We start from the raw sequence: 26,592 nt of genomic DNA on the forward strand, positions 1-26,592 counted from the left end.
TAGGGAATGAGCGAAAGAGCCGGCTCATATCGTGACCTGATCGTTTGGCAACAAGCTATGGATTTGGCGGTTGCGGGTTATGCCGAAACGAGGCAGTGGCCCAAGGAGGAACTTTACGGACTGACCGGTCAAGTCCGGCGTTCGGCCACCTCCGTTCCCTCAAACATTGCTGAAGGCTATGGGCGCGAGGTTCGCGGTTCCTATCTGCAGTTTCTGCGAATTGCCCAAGGCTCTCTCAAAGAACTTGAAACTCAGCTTTTGATCGCACAGCGCGTTGGCCTATCACAGGCTCAAGCGATAGAGCCATTGATGGAAGCTTCGGCGAACATCGGCCGACTCTTGCGGGCACTGTTGCGAAAGCTCGGATCGACTTAGTTCCCTCTCCCTACTTCCCTTTTCCCTTCCTGACCCAGAGCCCTCCATGCCGTCCACTCCCTACCAATCCCCCATTTCCCCCGGCGTCTCGTGGTACGAGGCAAGTGTCGGCGAGCGGCCGGAATATCCCCCGCTCGACGGCAGCGTCACGGCCGATGTCGTTATCATCGGCGGCGGATTCACCGGATTGTCGGCCGCGACCCATCTCGCCAAGGCAGGCACCAATGTCGTCCTTATCGAGCAATACCGTTTCGGCGATGGCGCATCGGGCCGAAATGGTGGGCAGCTCAATACCGGCCAGCGCGCCTGGCCGGAGGATATGGAGGACGAACTCGGCTTCACGCGGGCCAAGGCTCTGTTCGATCTGGCCGAGGAAGCGAAGGCGCATCTTTTCGAATTCTCCAGAGCCAACGGCATCGAGATCGACTACGTGCCCGGTCACATGTCTGTCGTCCACAAGAAGCGCTATCTGAAGGACTATCAGGCGCATCCTGCCATCATGGCGGAACGCTATGGCTATCCGCACATCACATGGATGGACGCGCAGGAGACCGCAAAGCGGCTCGGTTCGACGCATTATTTTGGCGGGGTGCGCGATACCGGAACCGGCCATATCCATCCGATGAAGCTCGTCATCGGCACCGCGCGGGTCGCGGCTGCGGCAGGCGCGAAGCTTTATGAGAATACGTCCGCGACAAGCATGAAGAGCGAGGGCGGCAAGGTTCGCGTGACCACCGCAAAAGGCACGATCACGGCCGACAAGGCGCTGATCGCCGTCAATGCCTATGGCGGCGATCTCGAGCCGAAAAGCGCGGCGCACATCATGCCGATCGGTTCCTTCATCGGCGCGACCGTGCCGCTGGGCGACGACACCGACGTGCTGCCGGGCGGCGAGAGTGTGGACGATTCACGCTTCGTCGTGCGCTATTTTCGTCGTTCGAAGGACGGACGGTTGCTGTTCGGCGGGCGCGAAATCTATTCGACGGGCGACCCGAAAGGCATTGCCGACCACATCAGACGGCAGATCACGGAGGTCTATCCGCAATTGAAGGACGTGGAACTTACGCATCAATGGGGCGGTTACGTGGGCATCACCATGCCGCGCAAGCCCTATGTACGTGAGGTCATGCCGAACGTCATCTCCGTCGGCGGTTATTCCGGACATGGCGTCATGCTCTCGAACTTCATGGGTAAGCTCTACGCCGAGACGGTGGCGGGAAACCGGGATCGGCTGAAACTCTTCGAGGATCTGAAAATCCCCGCCTTCCCCGGCGGGCGGGCGTTGCGCGCGCCGCTGCTCTTTCTTGCCCTCAACTGGTACGCGTTGCGCGACCGGTTTTGAAACGCGAAAAGGCCGCCCGAGAACCGGGCGGCCTTTTCATTTTCAGTCGCCCAATGGCTTAGCGACCGCCTGGATATTCCCACGGGAAGACAGGGGTCGAAAATTCACGCCCTTCCGGCGCATTCGCAGACCACATTTCGCCGGTCCGCATTTCACCCATCGACGCCGTGGTCATCCGGTCGATATTCGAAGACTGGGTGCGCTGATCGACGTAGCTCGATGCGGCTTCTTCCACATTGGCGCTGAAATCTCCCAGCATCAGCGGAGGGTCCATCGCGAAAACGGGACCCGAAACGAGAAGCGCGGCAGCGGCGGTCAAAGTATAAATTTTCATCTTACATTCCCTTCGTGGATCAAATTCTTTTCCGAGCCGGCCTCTGCCAGCCAAAGAAAGTCACGAGGGTTGCGAGAGCAAAGTTTCGCATGCGTCTGATTTCGTAAATCACGAAAAATTTAGCGGCATCTAATGAACGAAGTTCGTTTTCATCGCTTTGCGCGCGACCTCTCCGCTCTGCTCAATCAGCCTTGCGCACAATGACGCTGCCGGCCGAATAACCGGCGCCGAACGAGCAGATGACGCCAAGGCTGCCGGCCGGCAAATCCTGTGAAAAACGCGAGAAGGCGATGATGGAGCCGGCTGACGAGGTGTTGGCGAATTCCTGCAAAACGTTCGGCTGCTCCTCGCGCGTCGGCGCGCGGCCCATCACTTTCGCGCCGATCAGGTCGTTCATGCCCTTGTTGGCCTGATGCAGCCACAGGCGCGAAAGCTGTGAGGGCTCGATGCCCTCGTCGGCCAGATGCGACAGCATCATGTCCGCGACCATCGGCACGACCTGCTTGAAGACCTTGCGGCCTTCCTGCCGGAACTGCATGTCGCGCCGATCTTCCATGTGTCCTTCGCGCGTGCGGCGTAGGAAGCCGTTATTGTTGCGGATATTGTTGGAGAACTCCGTCAGGCAGCGCGTTGACAGGATTTCATAAATGTTGGCCGAGGTTGCGTCTTCGAGCCGCTGGAGGACGACGGCTGTGCACACGTCGCCGAAGATGAAATGGCAGTCCCGGTCGCGCCATTCCTGATGGCCGGAGGTGATTTCAGGATTGACCATAAGGATCGCGCGGGCCGAGCCGGAGCGGATCATGTCGGCGGCTGCCTGGATGCCGAAGGTCGCCGACGAACAGGCGACGTTCATGTCGAAGGCGAAGCCCTTGATGCCGAGCGCTTCCTGTACCTCGATGGCGATGGCCGGATAGGCGCGCTCATGGTTGGACGCCGCGCAGATGACCGCATCGATATCCGCCGCCGTCAGACCGGCCTCGTCCATCGCCTTCTTCGCCGCGTCGACCGCGATTTCGCCCATGATCGAGATTTCGTCGTCGCCGCGCTCCGGCAGGCGCGGATGCATCGTCTCCGGATCGAGGATGCCGGCCTTTTCCATCACGTAGCGACGCTCGATGCCGGACGCCTTGACGATGAATTCCTCGCTCGACATCGCCATCGGCTCACGCGTACCGGCCTCGATCTCGTCGGCGTGCAAGCCGTTCTGCCGGGCGGCATAGTCGTTGAAGGAAGCGACCAGTTCGGCGTTGGTGATGATCTCGCTCGGCATGAAGATGCCGGTGCCGGTGATGGCGACCTTGTGCATTGCGTTTCCCGTTTCCCGTGTCGGCACTGACGGCCTTTGAATTGACAGATAGGCGAAAACGACGCGGCGGCAAAGTTCTGAAAATATGCGGCGGGGAAAGGTCGAGGCATGGATTCCTGTGACGAGCACAGGAATGACGGAGGATAGGTTCGCACCAATCGCCCGCTATCCAGGTTGACACTTCCTAGCCGTCATCGTCATTCCTGTGCTCGTCACAGTTGCCATGTCGTGATAGTTCCGACACACGCTGTGCTTACAAACGAGGTGATCGGGGTGGTTAATCTAAATCGATTAGAGTAAGAGTTGTTTGACATGATGGACGAGCAGAGATGACCAGCCAGACGATCCCCGTAGAGCCCTTCGACTTCATTATTTTCGGCGGTACGGGCGACCTTGCCGAACGCAAGCTCATTCCCGCGCTCTACCAGCGCCAGAAGGCCGGGCAATTCTCCGAGCCGACGCGGATCATCGGTGCGTCGCGCTCCGAACTTTCCGACGACGCCTTCCGAGACTTTGCCCGCAAGGCGATCGGCGAGCATGTGCCGGCCGGCGACATCGACGACACGCAGATCGAACGGTTTCTAGGCCGCCTTTCCTACATTCATGTGGACGCCAAGTCGGGCAATGGCTTCGACACGCTCAAGGATGCCATCGGCGAGAGCGAGCGTATCCGCGCCTTCTACCTGGCCGTCGCACCGGCGCTGTTCGGCGACATCGTCGGCCATCTCGGCAAGGCCGGGCTCGTCACCGGGACGAGCCGCGTCATCGTGGAAAAGCCGATCGGACGGGACCTGCCCTCCGCGCGCGCTCTCAACGACGCGATAGGCGCGGTCTTCCCCGAAGACCAGATCTTCCGCATCGACCATTATCTCGGCAAGGAGACGGTGCAGAACCTGATGGCGCTGCGCTTCGCCAACGCCCTCTATGAGCCCTTGTGGAACTCGGCGCATATCGACCACGTACAGATCACGGTCGCCGAAGCGGTGGGGCTCGAAGGGCGCGTTTCCTACTACGACAAGGCGGGCGCGCTGCGCGACATGGTGCAAAACCACATGCTCCAGCTTCTGTGCCTCGTGGCGATGGAAGCGCCTGCCGCCATCGACGCCGACGCCGTGCGCGACGAAAAGCTGAAAGTGCTGCGCGCGCTCAAACGCGTCAACGGCAACGAAGCGGTGAAGGAAACCGTGCGCGGGCAGTACAAGGCGGGTGCATCGGCGGGCGGCGCGGTCCGGGCCTATACCGACGAACTCGGCCAGGAGAGCGATACGGAAACCTTCGTCGCCATCAAGGCCGAGATCGAGAACTGGCGCTGGGCTGGCGTGCCCTTCTACCTGCGCACCGGCAAAAGGCTTGCAGAACGCGTTTCGGAGATCGTCATCGAGTTCAAGCCGATCCCGCATTCCATTTTCGAGGAAAGCGCCGGCAACGTCGTCGCCAACCAGCTCGTCATCCGGCTTCAGCCGGACGAGGGCGTCAAGCAGTTCATCATGATCAAGGATCCTGGCCCCGGCGGCATGCGGCTGCGCAACGTGGCGCTCGACATGAGCTTCGCGCAGGCTTTCGACGTTCGAAATCCGGATGCCTACGAGCGGCTGATCATGGATGTCGTGCGCGGCAACCAGACGCTTTTCATGCGCCGCGACGAGGTCGAAGCGGCATGGCGCTGGATCGACCCGATCCAGAATGCGTGGAGCGAAAACCAGCAAGGCGTGCAGGGCTACACTTCGGGCACATGGGGGCCGTCCGGTTCCATCGCGCTCATCGAGCGCGATGGGCGCACATGGCACGAGAGCATCTGAGATGGCGCAAGGCGGAACGCTGAGCATACGATCCTTCCCAGACGCCGATACCCTCTCGGCGGAACTGGCGGACCAGGTCGCCGAAGGTCTCAAGTCTTCGATCGCCGCGCGCGGACGAGCCACTCTTGCCGTTTCCGGCGGAACGACGCCGATCCGGTTTTTCGAATGCCTGTCGGTGTTCGAGCTTGACTGGTCGCGCGTGACGGTCACGCTCGCCGACGAGCGCTTCGTGCCGCCGTCCTCGAAGCGGTCCAACGAAAAGCTGGTGCGTGACAATCTGCTCGTCGGTCAAGCAGCGGCGGCGTCCTTCGTGCCGCTCTATTCGCAAACCGCCGACGTTGAAGATGCTGCCCGCGCGGCTGCCGTCGCGATCGCTGCCCTTGGCCTGCCGCTCGACATTCTGGTTCTCGGCATGGGCACGGACGGGCATACCGCCTCGCTCTTTCCCGATGCCAATGAAACCGACGTATTGCTGACCGCCACGCCCGGTCCGGCCGTCCTGCCGGTGCATGCGCCGAGTGCCGGCGAGCCGCGCCTGACGCTCTCGCTCGACACGCTCTCGAATGCGCGCGCAATCTATCTACATATCGAGGGAACGGAAAAACGCGCCGTCCTGGAGCGGGCGGACAATGAAAATCTGCCCGTCGCCGCCGTTCTCGAAGCCGCCAGGACGCCCGTCGTCACCTACTGGGCGCCATAGCGCCCCTTGAGCGCCACGTCATTCTGATTGGAGCCGCCATGAGCCTGCACCAGACCGTCAACGCCGTCACGAAGCGTATTCGCGAACGTTCGCGCGACAGCCGCGAAACCTATCTCGAACGCGTGGAGGCGCAGATCGCGCGCGGCGTTCACCGCTCCGTTTTGTCCTGCGGCAATCTCGCCCACGGTTTCGCCGCCTGCGGCGTTTCCGACAAAGCGGCACTTGCCGGCGATTTGGTGCCCAATCTCGGCATCATCACCTCCTACAACGACATGCTGTCGGCCCATCAGCCTTTCGAGACCTATCCGCAGATGATCAAGGAGGCGGCGCGCGCGGCGGGCGGTGTCGCGCAGGTGGCGGGCGGCGTGCCGGCCATGTGCGACGGCGTCACGCAGGGCCAGCCCGGCATGGAGCTGTCGCTGTTTTCCCGCGACGTGATCGCGATGGCGACGGCGGTCGGGCTTTCGCACAACATGTTCGACGCTGCCGTCTATCTCGGCGTCTGCGACAAGATCGTGCCGGGCCTCACCATCGCGGCATTCACCTTCGGGCATTTGCCGGCGATCTTTGTGCCCGCCGGACCGATGACCACCGGTTTGCCCAATGACGAGAAGGCGCGCATTCGCCAGCTTTACGCCGAAGGCAAGGTCGGCCGCGACGAACTGCTCGAAGCCGAATCGAAGTCCTATCACGGCCCCGGCACATGCACCTTCTACGGAACGGCCAATTCCAACCAGATGCTGATGGAGATGATGGGCCTGCATACGCCAGGCTCCTCCTTCGTCAATCCCGGCACGCCCTTGCGCGATGCGCTGACACGCGAGGCGGCAAAGCGCGCGCTCGCGATCACCGCGCTCGGCAACGAATTCACACCGGTCGGGCGCATGATCGACGAGCGCTCCATCGTCAACGGCGTCGTCGGGCTGCACGCGACGGGCGGCTCGACCAATCACACGATCCATCTGATCGCCATGGCTGCAGCCGCCGGCATAAAGCTGACATGGCAGGACATATCGGACCTTTCCGACGTCGTGCCGCTGCTCGCCCGCGTCTACCCAAACGGCCTTGCCGACGTGAACCATTTCAACGCCGCCGGCGGTCTCGGCTTCCTGATCCGCGAACTTCTCGACGCCGGGCTTCTGCATGAAGACGTCCAGACCGTCTGGGGCGAAGGCATGCGCCCTTATGCGGTCGAGGCAAAGCTCGGCGCGGACGGAAACGTCATCCGCACGCCCGCTCCGACGATTAGCGGAGACGACAAGGTGCTCGCGCCCTTCCCCAAGGCATTCCAGCCGACCGGCGGCCTCAAAGTTCTGTCCGGAAATCTCGGCCACGCCATCATCAAGACCTCGGCCGTCAAGCCGGAGCGCCGCGTGATCGAGGCGCCGGTGGTCATCTTCGACAGCCAGGAAGAGCTGAACGCCGCCTTCAAAGCCGGCGAACTCGACCGCGATTTCGTCGCCGTCGTCCGCTTTCAGGGGCCGAAGGCGAACGGCATGCCCGAGCTTCACCGCCTGACGACCGTGCTTGGGGTCTTGCAGGATCGCGGCCACAAAATTGCGCTCGTCACCGATGGGCGCATGTCCGGCGCGTCGGGCAAGGTGCCGGCGGCAATTCACGTCACGCCCGAGGCGCTGGACGGTGGCGCGATCGCCAAATTGCGCAACGGCGATATCGTCCTTGTCGATGGCGACGCCGGCGCGCTCGACGTGCGCCTCGACAAGGCGACACTCGACGCGCGCGATAAGGTATTGCCGGACCTTTCGGCCAACCGGTTCGGTCTTGGGCGCGAGCTCTTTGAAAATTTCCGGCAGACCGCCGGGCGGGCCGATCAGGGCGCGGCGGTTTTTTGAGGTTTTGATCTCGCATGCGCCGCGCCCTGGGGGCTGAGCGCCGGCACGAAGACGCGGCGCGAGGCGCGCTGCGTGACCGGCAGCCCCTGATAGACACGCTTCTGGGCCTCCACGACCAGCACACCGGCAAAGAGCGGCCAGAAGCGCCGGCCGGTACGCTCCAGAAGCGAATAGAATCGCATCATGAAGCGGCGTTCCATCGGTGGAAAATGCAGCGCATCCGACCACGCGCCGGGCGTGAAATTCGCCTCCCGCAAAAGCGTGTTGAGCTGGCTTTTGGAAAACGGTCGGCCCGTTCCGAACGGCGTATGCTCCATGCGTGCCCATACGCCCCGGCGGTTCGGCACGACCAGAACCAGCCGGCCGCCCGGTGCCAGCACGCGCCACATCTCCACCAGCATTTCCTTCGGATTCTCGGCGTGTTCGAGCGCGTGGATCAGAAGGATGCGGTCTATGGAGGAGTCGTGCAGCGGCAGTTCCTCCTCGAAGACCAGCGCCGTCGTGCACGGCTTTCCGGTCGGCCACGGCACAGAACCTTGCGCTGCGGGCATGAAGGCGAAGACCCGGTCGGCATCGGTGCCGAAGCGCTCGAGCCACGGCAATGCGTAGCCGAGGCCCACCAGCCGCTCGCGCGACAGATTGGCCCAGACCGACGAAATACCCATCGCGATCGACCGCTCGGCAAGCTTGCCCAAAGTGGATGCGTAGAAGCTGCGCAGTTCGACGATATCGTTTCTCATTGCCGACAGACTAATCGCCGGCCGTGACATTGCAAATGCACCGCCCTATCGTTCGGGAAAAGAACACGAGGATTTCATGGGACTTCAGGTCGAACAGTTCATGTGCCGCAGCGATAATTTCGGCATTCTCATCCGGGACGAGGCGAGCGGCGAGGTCGGGCTGATCGACGCGCCGGAGGAAAACCCCATCCTCGAAGCGATCGAACGCACCGGATGGCAGCCTTCGGTGCTCTTCGTCACGCACCACCATGCCGATCATGTCGAGGCCAATCTGGCGCTGAAATCGCGCTTCGGCCTGAAGATCATCGGGCCGACGGCGGAAGCATCCAAAATTCCCGGCATCGACGAGACGGTCGAAGAAGGCTCCAAGCTCGAATTCGGCGGCAAGGCCGTGCGCGTCATCGAAACGCCCGGCCACACGGCCGGCCACATCTCCTATTATTTCGAGGATTCCGGAATCGCATTCACCGCCGATACGCTTTTCGCGCTCGGCTGCGGACGTCTTTTCGAAGGCGATGCCGCTACGATGCACGCCTCGCTTTCCAAGCTGGCCGCGCTGCCCGACGCCACAATTGTCTATTGCGGGCACGAGTACACGCTGTCGAACGCCCGGTTCGCGCTGACCGTCGACCCACGGAACGCAGCGCTGCAAGAGCGCGCGCAGACAATCGAAGCACTCCGGTCGGACGGCAGGCCGACATTGCCGACGACGATCGGCTTGGAAAAGGAAACCAACCCCTTCCTGCGCCCGCACGACCCTGCGATCCGCACGCATCTTGGCATGGAAAACGCGAGCGATGCGGCGGTCTTCGCCGAGATCCGCAAGCGCAAGGACAATGCCTAGTGGACGCAAAGACGATCATTGCGACACTGGGAATGCGTCCCCACCCTGAAGGCGGCTGGTACGCGGAGACGTTCCGCGACGAACGGGGCGGCGTGCGCGGCCACTCGACGGCGATCTATTTCCTTTTGGAGGAAGGCCAAAGCTCGCACTGGCACAGGGTCGTCGATGCCACGGAGGTCTGGCATTTCCACGCGGGCGCACCTTTGGACCTATCGATCTGGACGGACGGTGACGATTTGCGCACCCTTCGTCTCGGCACCGACCTTGCGGCAAACGAGAGACCGCAGGGCATCGTGCCGGCGGGCTGGTGGCAGGCCGCCCGTTCGACCGGCCCATTCACGCTGGTCGGTTGCACCGTCTCGCCGGGCTTCGAGTTCAGCGCATTCGAACTCGCCCCGCCCGGCTGGTCGCCACCCTCAAGGATCGCTTCTAAAGCAGCACGCCGAGCGCAATGAAAAGCTGGGCGGCCGTATAAGTGACCCAAACCGCCGGCCCTGTGATCGCGCGGCGAGGCGATTCCGCCGGCAACAGAAAACGCTCGGTCGCGAGGATTGCGTCCGACGCGATGAACAGAACCGCGCCGACCATCAATGCCGGCTCGCGGGTCGTGAACGCCGCGATGCCCATAGCGACGATCGCGATGAGATAGGCAAGCACCGGCGGACGCATCGCGCCATCGAGCGCGGGCCAGAGTCGCGACAGCATGAAGCCACCGAATGCGACGAGCAAAGTTGCAATTGCCAGCCGCCATGGCTCACCGGCGAGAATCGCAAGTCCTTCACCGCCCGCTATGAACTGCATAGTATAGGCGACATGCGCACCAAGAAACGAGGCGAGGCCCACAAGGAAGAAACGGTCGTTGTCTTCCTGGGCCAGCGCCAGGTCGCCGAGCGCGCTGAGCGTCAGGCCGAGCGTCAGGAGCCACGGCCCGCCTTCGACGAAGCTGAGCCACGCCAGCGAGGCGACAGCCGCCGTCTTGACCGCGCTGCGCCGCCACGAGGTGGGGTGCGAGCGGGCGAAGAGATAGAGGATGGCCGCACAGATCGAGATGATCAGCGCGCCATTCGCCTGTGCTTCGATACCTCCGGGAAACGGCAGCATGGGTCAGGCCCTCGCGGTTTTCGGCTTGAAAACCATGTTCTTGGCCGCCAGCGCCGCACCAAAGGTAATCAGCAGGCAGGCAACGACGATGTTTGTGGTCGCGGCTGCCCCGCCGGCCACGATCAGCACCAGCGTCGACAGGAGCGGCGCGGCATAGCTTGCCGCACCCAGAACCTGAATGTTGCCGTGCTTGACGCCGTAGTCCCATGTATAGAACGCCGCGCCGACCGGTAGCAGGCCGAGCCCGACCACGGCCAGCCATTCGCCCGCGTCCTGGGGCCAGACGGTTTCCTCAAGCAAGACATGGCAGGCAAATGACAGGATCGCGGTCGCAAGGCAGAACCATGTGACGACACTGGTCGGAACATCGGCGAAGCGCCGTGACAGAAGCGAATAGCCCGACCAGAAAAGCGCGCACATTCCGGCCATCGCATAGCCGAACGCGTAGGTCGGATCGAGCGCGAACCCGCCGCCTCGCGTGACGATCAGGAACGTGCCGGCAAGGCCCATCAGCGCGCCTGCCACATGGTGCCAGCCCAGCCTCTCGCCCGGCATGAGCGCGGAGCCGAGGACGATGAGAAGCGGCCACAGATAGGCGATCAGGCTCGCTTCGACGGCCGGCGCGTTACGAAGAGCCGTGAAGTAGAAAAAGTGGTAGCCGAACAGTCCGCCGATCCCGATCAGCCAGACGACGGGCGGCACGGCAACCGTCTCGCGCGGCGGGGAAACGACGCGCATGACGAGCCCGAGGATGGTGGCGACCGAGAATGCGAGGCCCGACAGCAGGAAGGGCGGGACAATACCGGAGGCGGCTGTGAACAGCGCGAGCAGCGCCCACATGATGACCGCCGTAAAGCCGATTGCCGTTGCCCTTGCCATGGTACCCCTCGTTTCGAGGGGCGTAGCGCGGGGCGTGCGGCAGTTCAAGCGCCGCAGTTCATCTGCACCGTCATTGCGGGTGAAAGATCGTGGCATGGATTCCTGTGACGAGCACAGGAATGACGGATTTCATGGATGCATCTGCAAATCACGAACGCCGAAAATTGACTGAAACCCTCGATGCCGTCATTCCTGTGCTTGTCACCGGAATCCATGCCTCGACGCCTCAGTTCCGCTCGATGTTTCCTATTGCTGCCGGATCGTCTGCGCCACGATTCGCACCGTCCCGATCTGCGTTCCGATCGATGCGTCCACAGGCGCATAGAAGCCGGTGTTCGAAAGCGGCGCGAAGGCGATCGTGATGCGGGAGCGGTCGCGCAGATAGCGCAGCGCCGAGCGGCTGGGACGATAGCCTGCGACCGGCTCGAATCGCGCCGAGCATGCCACAGTGCCCTGCCGCGTGCTGCGTGCGGGCGACAGAACGAGGTTGGCGCGCATCTCGCCGTCATAAAGCCGGATCGTGCGGTTACAAACCTCGCCCATACTGCCGGCGCGGATCAGCGTCGAGGAAATCGGATCGACGACCGCGCGCAGATGCTCGTCCTGCAAATGCACCCAGTCGCCTTGCCTCGGACGCGATGGAGGTATGTTTTCGGTCGATGTCACCGTCCCGTTGGAAAAGCGGATCGCGGTGCGCTGGCGCTTCCTGTCGGAGACGTAGTCGAGGTCGTAGCTGCTCGGCACCGTTCCCGTTTGCGACAGGCCACCGGCAACGCTGGTCGTGCCGTTCGTCTGGTCGAACAGACGCGCCACCCCGGAACTTGCCAGCGACCCGTCAATTCGGAAGCGGTCATTATCGATCGTGCTCCTGAACGACGCCGTGGCGATGGGAATTCCCAGAAGGGTCACCGAATAGTCGGTGCTGAAGGTTTGCGCGCTAAGGGCCGGCGCGCTGGCCGACAATGCGGCGATAAAGGCGATTGCGGGCGCGATGCGCACCATGCGACAACTCCATCCGGTTGCGGCAGGCCGTCCCTTCCAGACTGCCGGATCATGGGATATGTCCTTTGGACCCTGTGAATTCGGCGAATATGTGTTGCCCTTCGCCGGCTCCCGCCGCTTGACCGGCAGCCCAAATGCCACTATGGAACGGCAACTTTTCAATGAGGCCGCCTGAATGGACCCGCGCGCCGACCGATCTGGTGCGGGACGGGTCTATGGGCAAGCCGAGACGAACTGAAGGTTTGAACCGATGTCCCGCGCATGTGAACTGACCGGCAAGGCTGTACTGACCGGCAACAACGTAAGCCACGCCAACAACAAGACCCGGCGCCGCTTCCTGCCCAACCTCGTCAATGTCACGCTCCAGTCGGAAGCGTTGAACCAGAACGTGCGCCTGCGCATTTCGGCCAACGCGCTTCGTTCGGTCGAGCATCGCGGCGGCCTCGACGCCTTCCTGATCAAGGCGAAGACGGACGAACTGTCGCAGCGCGCGCGTCTGTTGAAGAAGCAGATCACCAAGAAGACCGAGGAACAGGCGATCGCCTGATTCCTTCCCGCTTCAGTTTTCCGACGACGCGCGCTATCTGACCGATACGCGCGTCGACTGGTTCCATCACCCAGGCTAAAAAAATGAATGCACAGACTCTTTCCGTCTGGCCCTTCGTGGTTGCAATGGCCTTCGTGGTCGTCATCTCGAACGTGCTCGTCCAGTATCAGTTCGAGCATTTCGGCCTCGGCGAGCTCCTCACATGGGGCGCCTTCACCTATCCCTTCGCCTTCCTCGTCAACGATCTGACGAATCGTCGCTTCGGTAACGCCGTGGCGCGACGCGTCGTCTATGTCGGCTTCGCGCTGGCCGTCGTCCTGTCGGTCTGGTTCGCCTCGCCGCGCATCGCCATCGCGTCGGGAACCGCATTCCTCACGGCGCAACTGATCGACATTTTCGTCTTCGACCGCCTGCGCCATCAGGTCTGGTGGCGCGCGCCGCTCGTCTCGGGCATCATCGGTGCGCTCGTCGATACGGTTCTGTTCTTCTCCATCGCCTTCGCGGCCCGCTTCGCCTTCCTCGACACGGGGCTTGGCCTCGAAGACGGCTCGCTCGCCTTCACCGTCCCGTTCATCTTCGGTGGCGAGGCGCCTTTGTGGGTACAGCTTGCGATCGGCGATCTGATGGTCAAGCTCGCAATCGGTATCATCGCGCTGGTGCCCTATGGCGCACTCCTATCGGTAATCCGGCCGGTCCCCGCAATTCGGTAAGGGATCAATCTTCCGCCAGTTCGAACTCCAGATAGAGCGAGCGTTGAACCCACGACTGGTTGTCGTCCGACATCAGGGCGACGACCAGCGTACCGTCGTCTCGGCGGAACACGTCGAGCGCTTCCATATTGTCGATATTGTAGGTCATGCCGGCCTCGATCAACGTTTCGCCGTCGACAAGTGCATCAGGCCGAATTTCCCGCACGTCGATGCGGCGCAGGCGCATGGCCACGCCCCGGACATAGGAAAAGCGTCGTTCCAGCAAAAGCAGATCGCCATCGGGAAGGAAAACGCCGTCGGTGACATCGAACTCGTCGGTGCGGCGGATCTTGAAGATGCCTTTTTGCGGGCCTTCGATGACGGCTGCAAAGATGTTGCCATCGGTATCGATCGACTTTTCCGTGACGACGACACGGGCTCCTTCGAGCGGACCTTCGTCCCGCGCTTTGGCCACCGTCTCCATTCCGGCATTGTAGCGAAGTTCGTGGCGCGGAATGAGAAAGTCGAGCTCACGGATCGGCCCGCCCATGCCGTCCGGCTCGATGCGGTATTCCGAAACGCGCGCCTGCCGCTCGAAAGAGACGGTCGCGATGCCATTCGAAATCGACAGTCCCTCCGCATCAACGCGGTGCTTGTCGTCGATCACCCTGCCCGCCTCGTCGACCATCGCCTGCATTGTGAAGTCGGCAAGGCCGACGGGCGCGCCCTCTGCATTGCGCGCGACGCGTCCGGCAAACCAGTAGCCGTGATCGGCGACACCAAGAAATTGCTCGCCGGGTGTCAGGAAGCGGAAGGAAGACAACTGGCCGAATTCGCGCCGGTCGCCGGTCATCGAAAATCCGCCGATAAACCTCAGCGGACCGTAATCCGCGTCGGTGCCGACAATGGCGAACGAATTGATCGGCGATGTCTCGATACCTATGGCGAAAGGTTGGTTGCCGGCGACGTTTGCAACGGCCGTCGAGACGATGAGGGCTGCCAGAGCGCTGCACCCAACGCCGCGTTTCATCCAGCCCGGCGCAGTCCGGAACGGCGCGTGTCGCGCGCGTTCTCCTCTTCGAAGAGGCTGGCAAGCTGCTCCGTCATCGCGCCCGCCAGCTCTTCCGCATCGACGATCGTTACCGCGCGGCGATAGTAGCGCGTGACGTCGTGGCCGATGCCGATCGCCAACAACTCCACCGGCGAGCGTGTCTCGATCAGGTCGATCGCGGCGCGGAGGTGCCGTTCGAGATAGTTGCCCGGATTGACCGAGAGCGTCGAATCGTCGACCGGCGCGCCATCCGAAATCATCATCAGGATCTTGCGCTGCTCGGGCCGCGCGACCAGGCGCTGATGCGCCCACAAAAGCGCCTCGCCGTCGATGTTCTCTTTGAGCAGGCCCTCGCGCATCATCAGCCCGAGATTGCGGCGCGCGCGCCGCCACGGCTCGTCGGCGGACTTGTAGATGATGTGACGCAGATCGTTCAGCCGGCCGGGCGCGGCGGGCTTGCCGCCTTTCAGCCACTTCTCGCGCGCCTGTCCGCCCTTCCATGCGCGCGTGGTGAAGCCGAGAATCTCGACCGACACGCCGCAACGCTCCAGCGTGCGGGCCAGAATGTCGGCGCAGGTCGCAGCGACCGTGATCGGACGGCCGCGCATGGAGCCGGAATTGTCGAGCACCAGCGTGACGACGGTATCGCGGAAATTGGTGTCGCGCTCGCGCTTGAACGAGAGCGGCTGCATGGGATCGATGACGACGCGCACGAGGCGCGCTGGATCGAGATAGCCTTCCTCCAGATCGAATTCCCACGACCGGTTCTGCTGCGCCATCAGGCGGCGCTGGAGACGGTTTGCAAGCCGCCCGACGACGCCCTGCAAATTGGCAAGCTGCTTGTCGAGGAAGGCGCGCAGGCGCTCAAGCTCTTCCTCGTCGCACAGTTCGGCCGCACTCACGGTCTCGTCGAATTCGCGCGTGAAGACCTTGTAGTCGATCTCCTTCGGCAGATTCGTGATGGATTCATTGTTGCGGCGGGTCTCGCCGGGCGTTTCGGCATCGAGTTCGTCATCGTCCGCCATGTCGTCGGCCGACGCGTCGGTCGCCTCGGTCTCGCCGCCTTCCTGATCCTCGCTCGTTTCCTGCGACTGGTCAGCCTGGCTGTCGTCCGAGCCTGAATCATCCTCGCCGCCTTCGTCGGCTGCGTCCTCGCCCTGCGGCTGGTCGTCGTCCGAATCCTCGCTGTCGTCGGACTGCTCGTCCTCGGCAAGGTCTTCGGCCATGTCCATCGAGGCGAGCATGTCGCGCATAACGCGCGCAAAAGCCTGCTGGTCGCCGACATTGGTGGCCAGGCCGTCGAGCGTTTCGCCGGCCTTGTCCTCGATCCAGTCGCGCCACAGCGAAACAGCGCGCTCCGCGCTCGGAGGCGGCGCGCGTCCGGTCAGCCGCTCGCGCACCATCAGCGCGACGGCTTCTTCCAGCGGAGCATCGGCCCGGTCGGCTACAGCGGCAAGGTTCGCCTTCGAATATTTGTCTTCGAGCATCGAGCCGATATTGTCGGCGACGCCCGCCATCGCCTTGGAGCCTATGGCTTCGACACGGGCCTGCTCCACCGCATCGAAGATCGCGCGCGCCTGTTTGCCCTGCGGAGCAAGGCGCGAATGGACGGAATTGTCGTGACAGGCGCGGCGCAGCGCCATCGAATCGCCCAGCCCCCGCGTGACCGCGATGTCGTTGGCGCTCGGCTTGCGCGGCAGATCGGGAAGACGCGCGCGGCTGCCCGTTAGCGCCGGTTTCTCCTTGGAGAAAGAGACTTCCATTTCCGCATCGCCGGATATGGCGCGCACGCACAGCGACACGGCACGCTTGAACGTGTCCGTCTCGACGCCCTTGCCCGTCTTCACCCTGGAATTGTCGCCCGGCCCGGCCATTGCGATCCTATGCGAGAACGACGTTGGCGGCGCTTTCGGGCAGTTCCTTGCCGAAGGCGCGCTGGTAGAACTCGGCGACGACGCTGCGTTCGAGTTCGTCGCATTTGTTGAGGAAGGTCAGGCGGAAGGCGAAGCCGACATCCTTGAATATCTCGGCATTCTCCGCCCAGGTGATCACAGTGCGCGGGCTCATGACCGTTGACAGATCGCCGTTGATGAAGGCCGAGCGTGTCATGTCGGCGACGCGGACCATCTTGTTAACCGTGTCGCGGCCCTTTTCGTTGCGGAAATGCTTGGCCTTGGCGAGGACGATGTTCACCTCGTCGTCATGCGGCAGATAGTTCAGCGTGGTGACGATCGACCAGCGGTCCATCTGCGCCTGATTGATCTGCTGCGTGCCGTGATAAAGGCCCGTCGTGTCGCCGAGACCGACCGTGTTGGCGGTTGCGAAGATGCGGAAAGCCGGATGCGGGCGGATGACGCGGCTCTGGTCGAGCAGGGTCAGGCGGCCGGAGGACTCCAGCACGCGCTGGATGACGAACATCACGTCCGGGCGGCCGGCGTCGTATTCGTCGAAGACGAGCGCGACATTGTGCTGGTAGGCCCAGGGCAGGATGCCGTCCTTGAACTCGGTGACCTGCATGCCCTCGCGCACGACGATCGCGTCCTTGCCGACGAGATCGATACGCGAGACGTGGCTGTCGAGATTGACGCGCACGCAGGGCCAGTTAAGCCGGGCGGCGACCTGTTCGATATGGGTCGACTTGCCGGTACCGTGATAGCCCGAAACCATCACGCGGCGATTGTAGGTGAAGCCGGCGAGGATCGCGAGCGTGGTCTGCTTGTCGAACAGATAGTCGGGATCGATATCTGGCACATGCGCATCGGCGCCCGAATAGGCGGGCACGACCATCTCGGACTCGAAACCGAAGGTCTTTGAGACCGAAACGGTCGTGTCGGGCAGGTTTGCGATGTCGCGGTCAACCTTGTTCATCATGTCTCCACATACGGCGGGATTCCGCCGCTCGTCTCTCTTCAGGCCATCCGTTTAGCAGACGGCGCAATCAACACAAACCCGCTTGCTTGAGCATCCGGTATGCCTGGATGACATCGCGGAACCGGTCCTCGGAGGCACGATCGCCGCCATTGGCGTCGGGGTGATGCTTCTTCACCAGTTCCTTATAGCGCTGCTTGATCTGGCTGCCAGTCGCGGAGAGCTCCAGGCCCAAGGTTTCCATGGCCTTGGCCTCAAGCGATTTCAGCTTGCGCTGGCGGGGGCGGTCATTGGGATCGACGCCGTCATTGAACATACCGTAGGGATCACGCAGGCGCTGATAGTATCCGGCCCTGCCCGAGCGCTTCTGGGCGAAATCCGGCGATGCCTGCGCGCCTTTGCTGGCCCCCATCTTCCATGTCGGCCTATGCCCCGTCAGCGCCTCCTTTTGGAAGCGGGCGATGTCGCTGTCGGGCACACCGGAGAAGTAATTGAAACCCTTGTTATATTCGCGCACATGGTCGAAGCAGAATTTGAAGTACTGGCCTTCCGCCATACGGCCGACAGGCGCACGGTGCGTGCCGGCCTGCTCGCAGCCGTCCCATTGGCATACGGGCTCGCTTGCCGCGCGCTCGGCTTCGGGCGAACGGCGAACCTTGATCTTCTCGAAGTATTTCGAATAGGCGTTCATGAGGACTCGTGATCGTCGAACCGCGAATTATGGATGCTTCGGCGCGCGAAACAAGAATTGACTTTCGGCCGTCTATGCACGTCATACCGGCAAATCAGCTACAAGCGGCAACGCGCCGCAGACAGGAGCTTCCCATGACGACGATCCAGACCGCCATCGAAACGAAACTCACAGAGCGTTTTCGTCCCGAACGGCTCATCGTCATCAATGAAAGCCACCTTCATGCCGGCCACCATCACCAGCATTCGGGCCATCATGAGGCTTTCGACGGTGCGGGCGAGACACATTTTCGCGTCCGTATCGTCTCGCCCGCCTTTGCCGGCATGAGCCGGATCGAGCGACACCGCGCCGTCAACGAAGCGCTCGCCGCTGAACTCAAGACCGATGTGCACGCGCTCGCCGTCGAACCGGCTGCACCCGGCGAAGCGACCCGCTGGTAAAGGTCAGCCCGGCAAGTTCTCCATCAAGAAGGCGAGGACTTCGTCCGGCGATACGTCTTTCGCAATGAAAGAGCGACCGATGCCGCGCGTGAGAATGAAGGTCAGCGTACCGCGCTTCACCTTCTTGTCCTGCGTAATATAGGTCAAAAGCGCCTCCGCGCCAGGAAGGTCACCCGGAATATCCGCCATCGCCGTCGGCAGTCCGACGGCTTTCAGGTGCCGTTCGACGCGATCCACCTCGCCCGGATCGATCAGGCCGAGCCGCGCGGAAAAGCGATGCGCCAGCACCATGCCGATCGCGACCGCCTCGCCATGGACGAGGCGGGTGCTGTCGTAGCCGGTCGCGCCTTCGAGCGCATGGCCGAATGTGTGGCCGAGATTCAGCAACGCGCGGTCACCGGTTTCGCGTTCGTCCCGCGCGACGACGGCCGCTTTCGCCTCGCAGGAACGGCGGATCGCCTCGACGCGCTCCGCGCTGCCGGCAAAGATCGCAGGCCAGTTCGTCTCAAGCCATGCGAAGAAATCCGGCTGGTCGATCAACCCGTATTTCGCGACTTCGGCATAGCCTGCCCTAAACTCGCGCGGCGAAAGCGTGTCGAGGGCGGCGGTGTCGGCGAGAACGAGCGCCGGTTGCTGGAAAACGCCGACGAGGTTCTTGCCGCGCCGCGTGTTGATACCCGTCTTGCCGCCCACCGACGAATCGACCTGCGCGAGCAACGAGGTCGGCAATTGGACGAATTCCATGCCGCGCCGAACGATTCCGGCGGCAAAGCCCGCCAGATCGCCGATGACACCGCCGCCGAGCGCGGCCACGCAATCGTTGCGCTCGAAGCGGCCTGCAAGGATGAAATCGACGACCTCCTCCAGCCGGTCAAAACGCTTCGTCGCCTCGCCGGCCGGCAGGATGAGCGCCTCGTGCGCGATTCCGGCAGCATCGAGCGATGCGGTCAGCCGCGGCAGATGATGCTCGGCCACGTTTTCATCGGTGACGATCGCGACACGGGCACCCGGCAGCCGGTCGGCGATTGCCTTGCCGGCGGCATCGAGCGCGCCCGGTTCGATCAAAATCGGATAACTGCGCGAGCCAAGTTCGACATCGACACGGGCTTTCAATGGATTTCATCCTTTTCGTTCTCGGCAAGGATCGTCTGCTCGATGGCGTCGATGATCTCGCCGGCGATGACGGCATGGCGCGCATCGCGACTGACGATGGCGATATCGGCTTCGGCATAGATCGGATAGCGGTCCGCGATCAGCTTGCGCATGACGGCACGCGGATCGGCCGCCTTGAGCAACGGGCGATTTGACCGGCGGGAGACACGTTCCATCAGCGTGTCGAGATCGGCATTCAACCAAACCGACACGGCATGTGCACGGATGACCGCGCGCGTGTCGGCATTCATATATGCCCCTCCCCCCGTCGCGATGACGGCAGGCGAACCCGTTACGAGCCGGGTGACGACGCGTTGCTCCAACGCGCGAAACTCGGTTTCGCCATAAGCCTCGAACAGTTCGGGAACGCTCATGCGCGACACGGACTCGATCTCGTGGTCGCTGTCGGCGAAAGGCATGTCGAGAAGTTGCGCAAGGCGCCGACCGACCGATGTCTTGCCTGCCCCCATGAGGCCGACCAGAACGATCGGTCTTTTCCCTATGCGGGCACGCACGCGCTCCACCTGATCCGTCATCGCCTTCGCGTCCATGCCCCGCCCCTTCCTCTCGGGTATCGACAGGAACGCGCTGGACGTCAAGCGCCGCGATCGAGACTAAGCTTGCGCTCGGCTGGAGGCCGTCCCATAAAGGAACAGGCAACGCAGCGGACTATTGGGAGACCGATGCCGACACTTTTCCGGTTTCTGATGACGCTCTTGATTCTGGCCGGGATCGGCTACGGCGCAATGTATGCGCTCGTCATGTTCGTCGAGCCGAATCGCGGCGAAATGACCGTTCGCATCCCAGCGGAAAGGCTACAGCCTCCGCGTTGATCGCCTTGGCGTCAGGCCCAGATGCCGAGCACGTTGACGATGATCAGGCCGGCTATCAGCCCGGCCAGGATCATCAATGCGAGACGGAAATAGCCGAACGGGCCGTAATTGGGTCCGGGCGGCAAGGGATCGGAATTGTCTTCATGGTGGCCGCCCATGGCAACGCGGGCTGCGCGTTCGAGGTTCGTCATGTGAGCGACCATCATCCCATCTCCTCGCCTATACGATGGCAATAGAACGGCGACGAGGCTTTTTCGGTTCCCTTTCGAAAAATCAAAAAAGAATGAACGTAGCGGAACCCGACGCGAGTTCGTGGATTATCGGTCAGGTGAAGCGGCCCGACGCCGACCCCTCCAATCGCCCCCCACGCGAAGGGTGCTTCACTTCAGGATGAAGCGTGGATCCCCCGAACACCTTCTCCAATCTGAAAAGCCGGCCCAAGTGGCCGGCTTTCTTTTTGGGCAGTCGAAAAATTCCGCCGCGATCAAAGTTCGAAATTGTCTTCGGGGATGCTCAGCCGATAATCCAGATACCCGTCCGCGAAGCTAAGCGTCGCCTCCCCTTCCAGCGACGCGGGCACGACGCGTTCCAGCGCGATGCTGCCGAATCTCCTGTCGCCGATTTCGCTGTCGGCAACGCGCGTGTTTTCGTGCCAGTTCAAAATGACGACACGCTTCTTGTCTTCATTTTCTTCCAGTATGGCGGACAGGCTGACATAGCCGTTGGGACGCGACAGCGCGCCGTGGCTCATGGAATTGATGACAAGCTCGTGCAGTGCGAGGCCGATATGCAGGGCGGCGTTGGGATTGAGATAGGGATCGACGCCCTTCAGGCGGATCGAGAATTCGGGATCCTCGCAGTAGCGGCTGACCTGCCCGGCGACCAGTTCGCTCAGCATCGCCCCGCGCCAATTGGACGAGGTCACGAGATCCTGAGAGGAAGCCAGCGACTGAATACGCCCGCGAAATCGCGCGAGGAAGACGTCAATCGACCCGGAATAGCGGCCGGTCTGTGTGGCGATGCTCTGTATGATCGCCAAAAGATTCTTGGAACGATGGCTGACTTCGCGCAGCAGAGTACGCAATGTCTGCTCACGATGCTTCTGGTTGGTGATATCCACGATCGTCGACAGAACGCCTTGCACATCGCCTGCGGGATCGCGGCGGATGTCCACCCAGATCGAGAACCACCGACCGCCATCGCCGGACCCGTACCGCAATTCGTACTTGTCAGATTGACCGGTTTCCAGCACCTGACGCTTGATGGCAATCGACGCTTGCGCATCGGCCTCCCCAAGGAAATCTTCATCGGAACTGCCGGCGACCGCTCCCCCCTGCCACGACGAAGGCAGATTCTGCGTCCAAAGTACTTTCAGGTTTCGATCCTGAGCGATGACCGCCACACCGGCATTTTTCAACGCGGTAGCGAGAACGCGCTCCTCGTCGATCATGTCAGCGGTCTCAAAGCTCACGCCAGGATGCCCCCAATTACCATTCCGCAGGCAGCCGCAGCCGCATATCTGCGCGCCTGACCCAGATCACAATCAATTCGTGCGCCTCATGAAGCCGGCGACCAGAGAAACGCCAAGGAGCACCAGAAAGATGAAGAACAATATCTGTGCGATACCAGCCGACGCGCCGGCGACGCCGCCGAAACCCAAGCCACCGGCAATGAGCGCGACCACAAGAAATACGAGTGCCCAGCGAAGCATCTGAAATCTCCCTTGATGGCCCGCCGCCATTGAAGCACTAAACGCGCCGTCGAGTGCGGTTGTTCCCACTCGACGGCCTGCCAATGTGCGGCGGGCGACAACGATCAGGCGGCAGCCTGCGACTGGCGGTCGAAGAACAGTGCCTGGCTGATCAGCGCCTTGACCATGTCAGGGTTGAAAGGCTTCGTCACGAGAAAAGCCGGCTCCGGCCGCTCGCCCGTCAAAAGGCGCTCGGGGAAGGCGGTGATGAAGATGACAGGGACGGTCGCCGACGCAAGAATCTCGTTGACCGCGTCGATACCCGAACTGCCATCGGCAAGCTGAATGTCGGCCAGCACCATCTTCGCGTTACTGGTCTTGAACAGCGCCGTCGCTTCCTTGTGGGTGCGCGCGGTGCCGACGACGCGGTGCCCGAGGCTCTCGACCATCTGCTCGATATCCATGGCGATCAGCGGTTCGTCCTCGATGATCAGAATATCCGTCGCGACCTGACGGGAGATGTCGTTGCTCGCCTGGCCGAGAAGCTGCGTGAACTCGTCCTGTCCGACATCGAGAATTTCAGCGGCCTCGCGCTCGCCGAACCCCTCGACGGCAACCAGAAGGAACGCCTGGCGGGGCAAGGGCGCGAGCGACGACAGATTGGCCACCGCCCGGCTTTCCCACGGATTGGCCGGCGCTTCTTCGGGAACGCGCACGGCGATCGAGGAAAACAGCTTGGTGAATATCTGATACAGGCCGATCCGGTCGGTCGAAGCGGCGGGGAAAACGGCTGGATCGGCAATGATTGCTTCCAGCGTGGCGGCGACGAGCGCATCGCCACTCGTTTGCGAGCCGGATACGGCACGCGCAAAACGGCGCAGGAACGGCAAATGCGGCGCAATCCTTGCGGATAAACTCATATTGGAACGTCTCCCTCAAGACATAAAGGCGGGTAATGCGGATCAGTAGCGCCCCTCAAACGGCGTCGCAGCAAAAAAGTTCCAGCGGCACGGAACGAATCGTCGGGACATGACGTTGGATAACGATTTTATGGCTTGGCGTGACCGAGTGGAAACAAGTTGCGACAAGTGAAGACAGGGGTCAATGCATGGCGATTGCCGCACGTTGGGCAGAAGACACACATTCAGGGGACAGCGAACCGCGTATGAAGCCAAATGTCAAAAAAGAGGATGCCGTCGAGCGCGCAGAGCCGCTCGGTTCGAATTCCGAGATCGGACGTCGCCTCAAACAATATTATGACGAACTCGTAACCGAAGAAATCCCTGACCGATTCGCCGACCTGCTCAAGCAGCTCGAAGAGCGCGAAACGGGCGACGCCGCTCGCAAGGGAGAATAGCATGGCTGGCGACACCGACTTCAAGACCGGACTGCTCAGTGCGGTGCCGAGCCTGCGCGCCTTCGCCGTCTCGCTCTCGCAAAATTCGGACCGGGCGGACGATCTCGTTCAGGAAACGCTTGTCAAAGCGTGGGACAAGCAATCGTCCTTCCAGCCGGGCACAAACCTCAAGGCATGGCTCTTCACGATCCTGCGCAACGAATTCTACTCGCAAATGCGCAAGCGCGGCCGTGAGGTGCAGGACAGCGACGGCGCGATGACTGCGCGTCTTGCCGTTCATCCCAGCCAGCACGGCTCGATGGACCTCGGCGACTTCAAGAATGCCCTGGAGCGCTTACCCGAGGATCAGCGCGAAGCCATCATCCTGATCGGCGCGTCCGGCTTTTCCTATGAAGAGGCGGCCGAAATCTGCGAATGCGCCGTCGGCACGATCAAGAGCCGCGTCAGCCGTGCCCGCACGCGCCTGCAGGAACTGCTCAAGGTTTCCGGAGAATCAGACTACGGACCCGACGCCATCGCCGCGCAGGTGATGGGATCAAACGCCGCGTGAAGTTTTGCCGGTCTCGCCTTCGGTCATCGCCTCTACAATGGCGGTGATCAGGGTCGGCCCGGAATAGGGCTTTCCAACGACGCGGATGCCGGGAAATGCTTCGAACAGATGTTCGTTTTCGGCGTAGCCGGTGGCAAAGACGAACGGTACGCGTCTATCGCGAAGCGATCTGGCAAATTCGACAGTGGACTCGCCGGCCAGCATCACATCGACCACGGCCACGCTGATACCACGCTCGATGATCGTGCGATCATCGAGCTCCTTCAACGTGCGCAGGATGACCACTTCCTCCGCCCCGTGGTCGTGGCAAATCTGCTCGACATCCATGGCGATGAGAAACTCGTCCTCCATCACCAGGATGCGCAAATCTTTTAGCGGCTTGTCGCCCGGTTCACGTTTTTCGCTCATTGCTGCAAGTGCCCAGCACGGTCCCGATCTGTCATTTAATTATGACATGTCCATCAGCTTTATCGAATATATTTGAGCATGCCTCACAAATGCGCTGACAAGCGGAAAAAGCGCTGTCTATAGTCGCCTTCGAAGGAACCTTATTCCGTTTTCCGGGAGCTTGGCTTGGCAGATATCGCGATCCGTTCCGCGCGCAAATATCCATGCGACAAGTGTCCGCTGCACGCCCGCCAGATTTTCCGGCAGTTCACCAAACCGGAACTGGAATTCATCAGCCGTTTCAAGAAGGGTGAACTGACCGTGGATCGCGGCGCCACCGTCCTGTCGGAAGGCACCCGCAATCCGCATCTTTACACCATCCTGCAAGGATGGAGCTTTCGCTACAAAATGCTCTCGGACGGTCGGCGGCAAATCGTCAACTATGCGATGCCTGGCGATCTCATCGGATTGCAGGGCACGATGCTCGGGGAAATGGAACATTCGGTGGAAGCGCTCTCGCCGATGATCCTGTGCGTTTTCGAGCGCAACGAACTGCAAACGCTCTACGAGCAGCATCCCGACCTTGCCTACGACATCACCTGGATCGCCTCACGCGAAGAGTGCATGCTTGACGAGAACCTGCTCAGCATCGGACGGCGCAACGCGATGGAACGGCTTGCCTATCTGATCGCCTTTCTCCTGCGGCGTGCGGAAGGCACGGGGCTTCACAGCCAGAAGACGCCGCTGGAAATACCGATCACGCAGCAGCATGTGGCAGACACGCTGGGCCTTTCTCTCGTTCACACCAACAAGACGGTGCGTAAGCTGGCAGAGCGCCAACTTCTCCAATGGCGCGACCGAGGTTGCGCCGTGCTCGACCTTGAGGGTCTGGAGAAGCTGGCAGGATGGACGGGCGACCAGTCGAACAAGCTTCGGCCCTTCATTTAGGCAGGTTCGGTCCCTCAACGCCGCCCCAACCGGGGATCAGATTGCGCGCGATCGCGTAGCCGACCAGAAGCGCGGGAATGGCTACGAAACCGCCGATCGGGCCCCACATCCAGATCCAGAACGTCAGGGCCAGAAGCACGATGAACGGATTGAGCGTCATCATTCGTCCGATGACGAGGGGCGTGACGAACTGCGCCTCGATGAGATTGACGGCGAGATAGACCAGCGGCGGCATCAGGCTGCCGGGAATGGTGTCATAGGTGACGAGACCGACGGCGAACAGAATCGCCGCCATAATCGCCGGCCCTATATACATGACGAAGTTCAACAGGCCCGCCAGAATGCCCCACAGCGCCGGAGACGGAACGCCGACGAGCCATAATGCGCCAGTGACGGCGACCGCAAGCCCGATATTGATGGCCGTGATCGACAACAGATAGCGCGAGACCAGCGCCTCGACATCGCGGAAGATATGCGCCGTGCGCCAGCGCAGACGGCGCCCCACGCAAAGTTTCAGGACCGCAAGCCGCGTCTCGTGACGCGTGGCGACGAAGAAGTAGAGACTGGCCATGAAGATCAGGACCTGCGCGCCGATCGCCGGCGCGACCGTGATCAGGCTGTCCATCGGCGAGCCTTCCTCCAGCGAAACGGTCAGGCCGGTATCGCCGGTGGCATCTCGCAAGCCGGACTGAATGTTCCGCAAAGCCTCGATCGGCTCGCGAAGTTGCGAGATGCGCAGTTGCAACTGATCCCACATCTGCGGCGCGCGATCGGCCCAGAACGACAGCGGCCCCACCAGCGCCAAAGCCACGAGGCAGACGATGACGACGAACAGGATGAAAACCAGCAAAGAAGAAATGTAAGGCGTTATGCCACGCGCCTCGATGCGACTTGCAACCGGCCCGAGCACAAGTCCGATGACAAGGGCGAAAGCGGTCGGCGCCAGCACGAAACGACCGAAGTGAAGCGCCAATGCGATTCCCAGAAGGCCAAGCACGACGAGTGCGATCTGCGACGAGCGCTGCAACACGATCTCGTAGTTCGATTTCGGCGGCAGGCGAACGATGGGTGGTCGTTGATCGAGGCGTCTTGAGGTCAAATAATTATCTCC

32 protein-coding genes are annotated in these 26,592 nt (G+C 62.0%); 14 read left to right on the forward strand and 18 right to left on the reverse strand.

What is annotated here, in order from left to right:
* The first annotated feature begins 6 nt into the window (after positions 1–6).
* Positions 7–375, forward strand: coding sequence for a four helix bundle protein (locus GTW25_RS01765; RefSeq protein ID WP_252910264.1), 369 nt, complete (start codon positions 7–9; stop codon positions 373–375).
* Between the two features lie 46 nt (positions 376–421).
* Complete coding sequence (locus GTW25_RS01770; RefSeq protein ID WP_252910265.1) at positions 422–1,717, forward strand: NAD(P)/FAD-dependent oxidoreductase; 1,296 nt, start codon at positions 422–424, stop codon at positions 1,715–1,717.
* 58 nt (positions 1,718–1,775) lie between these two features.
* Here the strand turns inward: GTW25_RS01770 and GTW25_RS01775 are convergent, their stop codons facing one another.
* Positions 1,776–2,051: a hypothetical protein gene (locus tag GTW25_RS01775; protein ID WP_252910266.1), complete on the reverse strand. Its 276-nt coding sequence runs from the start codon at positions 2,049–2,051 to the stop codon at positions 1,776–1,778.
* A 181-nt stretch (positions 2,052–2,232) separates the two neighbouring features.
* The gene (locus GTW25_RS01780) at positions 2,233–3,360 is read right to left on the reverse strand and encodes a beta-ketoacyl-ACP synthase III (RefSeq protein ID WP_252910267.1); all 1,128 of its coding nucleotides are present in this window, start codon (positions 3,358–3,360) and stop codon (positions 2,233–2,235) included.
* Positions 3,361–3,689: 329 nt separating this feature from the next.
* On the opposite strand from GTW25_RS01780, the gene zwf reads away from it, so the two are divergent.
* The 3 genes from zwf to edd are packed head-to-tail and all read left to right on the forward strand — an operon-like array spanning position 3,690 to position 7,712.
* Complete coding sequence (gene zwf / locus GTW25_RS01785; RefSeq protein ID WP_252910268.1) at positions 3,690–5,159, forward strand: glucose-6-phosphate dehydrogenase; 1,470 nt, start codon at positions 3,690–3,692, stop codon at positions 5,157–5,159.
* Between the two features lies 1 nt (position 5,160).
* Entirely contained in the window at positions 5,161–5,859 is a 699-nt protein-coding gene (gene pgl / locus GTW25_RS01790) for a 6-phosphogluconolactonase (RefSeq protein WP_252910269.1), read from the forward strand.
* Between the two features lie 38 nt (positions 5,860–5,897).
* Complete coding sequence (gene edd / locus GTW25_RS01795; protein WP_252910270.1) at positions 5,898–7,712, forward strand: phosphogluconate dehydratase; 1,815 nt, start codon at positions 5,898–5,900, stop codon at positions 7,710–7,712.
* Here edd and GTW25_RS01800 read toward each other — a convergent pair.
* The gene (locus GTW25_RS01800; RefSeq protein ID WP_252910271.1) at positions 7,691–8,452 is read right to left on the reverse strand and encodes a class I SAM-dependent methyltransferase; all 762 of its coding nucleotides are present in this window, start codon (positions 8,450–8,452) and stop codon (positions 7,691–7,693) included. The genes edd and GTW25_RS01800 overlap by 22 nt on opposite strands.
* 76 nt (positions 8,453–8,528) lie before the next feature.
* Between GTW25_RS01800 and gloB the strand changes: the two genes are divergently transcribed.
* Together gloB and GTW25_RS01810 are read left to right on the forward strand one after the other, a co-directional pair.
* The gene (gene gloB, locus GTW25_RS01805) at positions 8,529–9,296 is read left to right on the forward strand and encodes a hydroxyacylglutathione hydrolase (protein ID WP_252910272.1); all 768 of its coding nucleotides are present in this window, start codon (positions 8,529–8,531) and stop codon (positions 9,294–9,296) included.
* Positions 9,296–9,751 carry a cupin domain-containing protein gene (locus tag GTW25_RS01810; RefSeq protein WP_252910273.1) on the forward strand — a complete coding sequence of 152 codons (456 nt, stop codon included), beginning with the start codon at positions 9,296–9,298 and terminating at the stop codon, positions 9,749–9,751. The genes gloB and GTW25_RS01810 overlap by 1 nt, the downstream gene beginning before the upstream one ends.
* Here the strand turns inward: GTW25_RS01810 and GTW25_RS01815 are convergent.
* The 3 genes from GTW25_RS01815 to GTW25_RS01825 form a co-directional block, all read right to left on the reverse strand.
* Positions 9,726–10,397, reverse strand: a complete 672-nt coding sequence (locus GTW25_RS01815) for a lysoplasmalogenase (RefSeq protein WP_252910274.1) — start codon at positions 10,395–10,397, stop codon at positions 9,726–9,728. The genes GTW25_RS01810 and GTW25_RS01815 overlap by 26 nt on opposite strands.
* 3 nt (positions 10,398–10,400) lie before the next feature.
* Positions 10,401–11,276 carry an aromatic amino acid exporter YddG gene (yddG, locus tag GTW25_RS01820; protein ID WP_252910275.1) on the reverse strand — a complete coding sequence of 292 codons (876 nt, stop codon included), beginning with the start codon at positions 11,274–11,276 and terminating at the stop codon, positions 10,401–10,403.
* A 246-nt stretch (positions 11,277–11,522) separates the two neighbouring features.
* Entirely contained in the window at positions 11,523–12,278 is a 756-nt protein-coding gene (locus GTW25_RS01825) for a DUF3108 domain-containing protein (RefSeq protein WP_252910276.1), read from the reverse strand.
* A gap of 250 nt (positions 12,279–12,528) precedes the next feature.
* Here GTW25_RS01825 and rpmB point away from each other — a divergent pair, with 250 nt between their 5' ends.
* Together rpmB and GTW25_RS01835 are read left to right on the forward strand one after the other, a co-directional pair.
* Positions 12,529–12,825, forward strand: a complete 297-nt coding sequence (gene rpmB, locus GTW25_RS01830) for a 50S ribosomal protein L28 (RefSeq protein WP_252910277.1) — start codon at positions 12,529–12,531, stop codon at positions 12,823–12,825.
* 83 nt (positions 12,826–12,908) lie between these two features.
* A complete protein-coding gene (locus tag GTW25_RS01835) occupies positions 12,909–13,535 on the forward strand; it encodes a queuosine precursor transporter (RefSeq protein ID WP_372493032.1) in 627 nt (208 codons plus the stop codon).
* A gap of 4 nt (positions 13,536–13,539) precedes the next feature.
* Here GTW25_RS01835 and GTW25_RS01840 read toward each other — a convergent pair whose 3' ends face one another.
* The 4 genes from GTW25_RS01840 to GTW25_RS01855 all read right to left on the reverse strand — a co-directional run bounded on the left by GTW25_RS01840 (position 13,540) and on the right by GTW25_RS01855 (position 18,124).
* The gene (locus GTW25_RS01840; RefSeq protein WP_252910278.1) at positions 13,540–14,544 is read right to left on the reverse strand and encodes an esterase-like activity of phytase family protein; all 1,005 of its coding nucleotides are present in this window, start codon (positions 14,542–14,544) and stop codon (positions 13,540–13,542) included.
* Positions 14,541–16,439 (reverse strand): cobaltochelatase subunit CobT, encoded by a 1,899-nt coding sequence (gene cobT / locus GTW25_RS01845; protein WP_252910279.1) that lies wholly within the window; start codon positions 16,437–16,439, stop codon positions 14,541–14,543. The genes GTW25_RS01840 and cobT overlap by 4 nt, the downstream gene beginning before the upstream one ends.
* Before the next feature lie 7 nt (positions 16,440–16,446).
* Entirely contained in the window at positions 16,447–17,433 is a 987-nt protein-coding gene (gene cobS / locus GTW25_RS01850) for a cobaltochelatase subunit CobS (RefSeq protein WP_252910280.1), read from the reverse strand.
* 70 nt (positions 17,434–17,503) lie between these two features.
* The gene (locus GTW25_RS01855; RefSeq protein ID WP_252910281.1) at positions 17,504–18,124 is read right to left on the reverse strand and encodes a J domain-containing protein; all 621 of its coding nucleotides are present in this window, start codon (positions 18,122–18,124) and stop codon (positions 17,504–17,506) included.
* Positions 18,125–18,258: 134 nt separating this feature from the next.
* Between GTW25_RS01855 and GTW25_RS01860 the strand changes: the two genes are divergently transcribed.
* Positions 18,259–18,564 (forward strand): BolA family protein, encoded by a 306-nt coding sequence (locus tag GTW25_RS01860; RefSeq protein ID WP_252910282.1) that lies wholly within the window; start codon positions 18,259–18,261, stop codon positions 18,562–18,564.
* Positions 18,565–18,567: 3 nt separating this feature from the next.
* Here GTW25_RS01860 and aroB read toward each other — a convergent pair whose 3' ends face one another.
* Together aroB and GTW25_RS01870 are read right to left on the reverse strand one after the other, a co-directional pair.
* On the reverse strand, positions 18,568–19,677 hold the full coding sequence (gene aroB, locus GTW25_RS01865) for a 3-dehydroquinate synthase (RefSeq protein WP_252910283.1): 1,110 nt from the start codon (positions 19,675–19,677) through the stop codon (positions 18,568–18,570).
* On the reverse strand, positions 19,674–20,267 hold the full coding sequence (locus GTW25_RS01870) for a shikimate kinase (protein ID WP_252910284.1): 594 nt from the start codon (positions 20,265–20,267) through the stop codon (positions 19,674–19,676). The genes aroB and GTW25_RS01870 overlap by 4 nt, the downstream gene beginning before the upstream one ends.
* 132 nt (positions 20,268–20,399) lie before the next feature.
* Between GTW25_RS01870 and GTW25_RS01875 the strand changes: the two genes are divergently transcribed.
* Complete coding sequence (locus tag GTW25_RS01875) at positions 20,400–20,549, forward strand: histidine kinase (protein WP_252910285.1); 150 nt, start codon at positions 20,400–20,402, stop codon at positions 20,547–20,549.
* Positions 20,550–20,560: 11 nt separating this feature from the next.
* Here the strand turns inward: GTW25_RS01875 and GTW25_RS01880 are convergent, their stop codons facing one another.
* From GTW25_RS01880 to GTW25_RS01895, 4 genes are all read right to left on the reverse strand, one after another.
* The gene (locus GTW25_RS01880; RefSeq protein WP_252910286.1) at positions 20,561–20,755 is read right to left on the reverse strand and encodes a hypothetical protein; all 195 of its coding nucleotides are present in this window, start codon (positions 20,753–20,755) and stop codon (positions 20,561–20,563) included.
* 278 nt (positions 20,756–21,033) lie between these two features.
* Complete coding sequence (locus tag GTW25_RS01885) at positions 21,034–21,999, reverse strand: sensor histidine kinase (protein ID WP_252910287.1); 966 nt, start codon at positions 21,997–21,999, stop codon at positions 21,034–21,036.
* 93 nt (positions 22,000–22,092) lie between these two features.
* Positions 22,093–22,260 carry a DUF1328 domain-containing protein gene (locus GTW25_RS01890; RefSeq protein ID WP_252910288.1) on the reverse strand — a complete coding sequence of 56 codons (168 nt, stop codon included), beginning with the start codon at positions 22,258–22,260 and terminating at the stop codon, positions 22,093–22,095.
* 104 nt (positions 22,261–22,364) lie between these two features.
* A complete protein-coding gene (locus GTW25_RS01895) occupies positions 22,365–23,159 on the reverse strand; it encodes a response regulator (protein WP_252910289.1) in 795 nt (264 codons plus the stop codon).
* Between the two features lie 245 nt (positions 23,160–23,404).
* On the opposite strand from GTW25_RS01895, the gene GTW25_RS01900 reads away from it, so the two are divergent.
* Positions 23,405–23,596, forward strand: coding sequence for a NepR family anti-sigma factor (locus GTW25_RS01900; RefSeq protein ID WP_252910672.1), 192 nt, complete (start codon positions 23,405–23,407; stop codon positions 23,594–23,596).
* A 1-nt stretch (position 23,597) separates the two neighbouring features.
* Positions 23,598–24,146 (forward strand): sigma-70 family RNA polymerase sigma factor, encoded by a 549-nt coding sequence (locus GTW25_RS01905; protein WP_252910290.1) that lies wholly within the window; start codon positions 23,598–23,600, stop codon positions 24,144–24,146.
* Here GTW25_RS01905 and GTW25_RS01910 read toward each other — a convergent pair.
* Positions 24,132–24,554: a response regulator gene (locus tag GTW25_RS01910; protein ID WP_252910291.1), complete on the reverse strand. Its 423-nt coding sequence runs from the start codon at positions 24,552–24,554 to the stop codon at positions 24,132–24,134. The genes GTW25_RS01905 and GTW25_RS01910 overlap by 15 nt on opposite strands.
* Before the next feature lie 165 nt (positions 24,555–24,719).
* On the opposite strand from GTW25_RS01910, the gene GTW25_RS01915 reads away from it, so the two are divergent.
* Positions 24,720–25,481, forward strand: coding sequence for a Crp/Fnr family transcriptional regulator (locus tag GTW25_RS01915; RefSeq protein ID WP_290127843.1), 762 nt, complete (start codon positions 24,720–24,722; stop codon positions 25,479–25,481).
* Here the strand turns inward: GTW25_RS01915 and GTW25_RS01920 are convergent.
* Positions 25,474–26,580 carry an AI-2E family transporter gene (locus GTW25_RS01920; protein WP_252910292.1) on the reverse strand — a complete coding sequence of 369 codons (1,107 nt, stop codon included), beginning with the start codon at positions 26,578–26,580 and terminating at the stop codon, positions 25,474–25,476. The genes GTW25_RS01915 and GTW25_RS01920 overlap by 8 nt on opposite strands.
* Between the last annotated feature and the right edge of the window lie 12 nt (positions 26,581–26,592).

The organism is Aliihoeflea aestuarii (genome assembly GCF_024105665.1).
GTDB classification, from domain to species: domain Bacteria; phylum Pseudomonadota; class Alphaproteobacteria; order Rhizobiales; family Rhizobiaceae; genus Aliihoeflea; species Aliihoeflea aestuarii.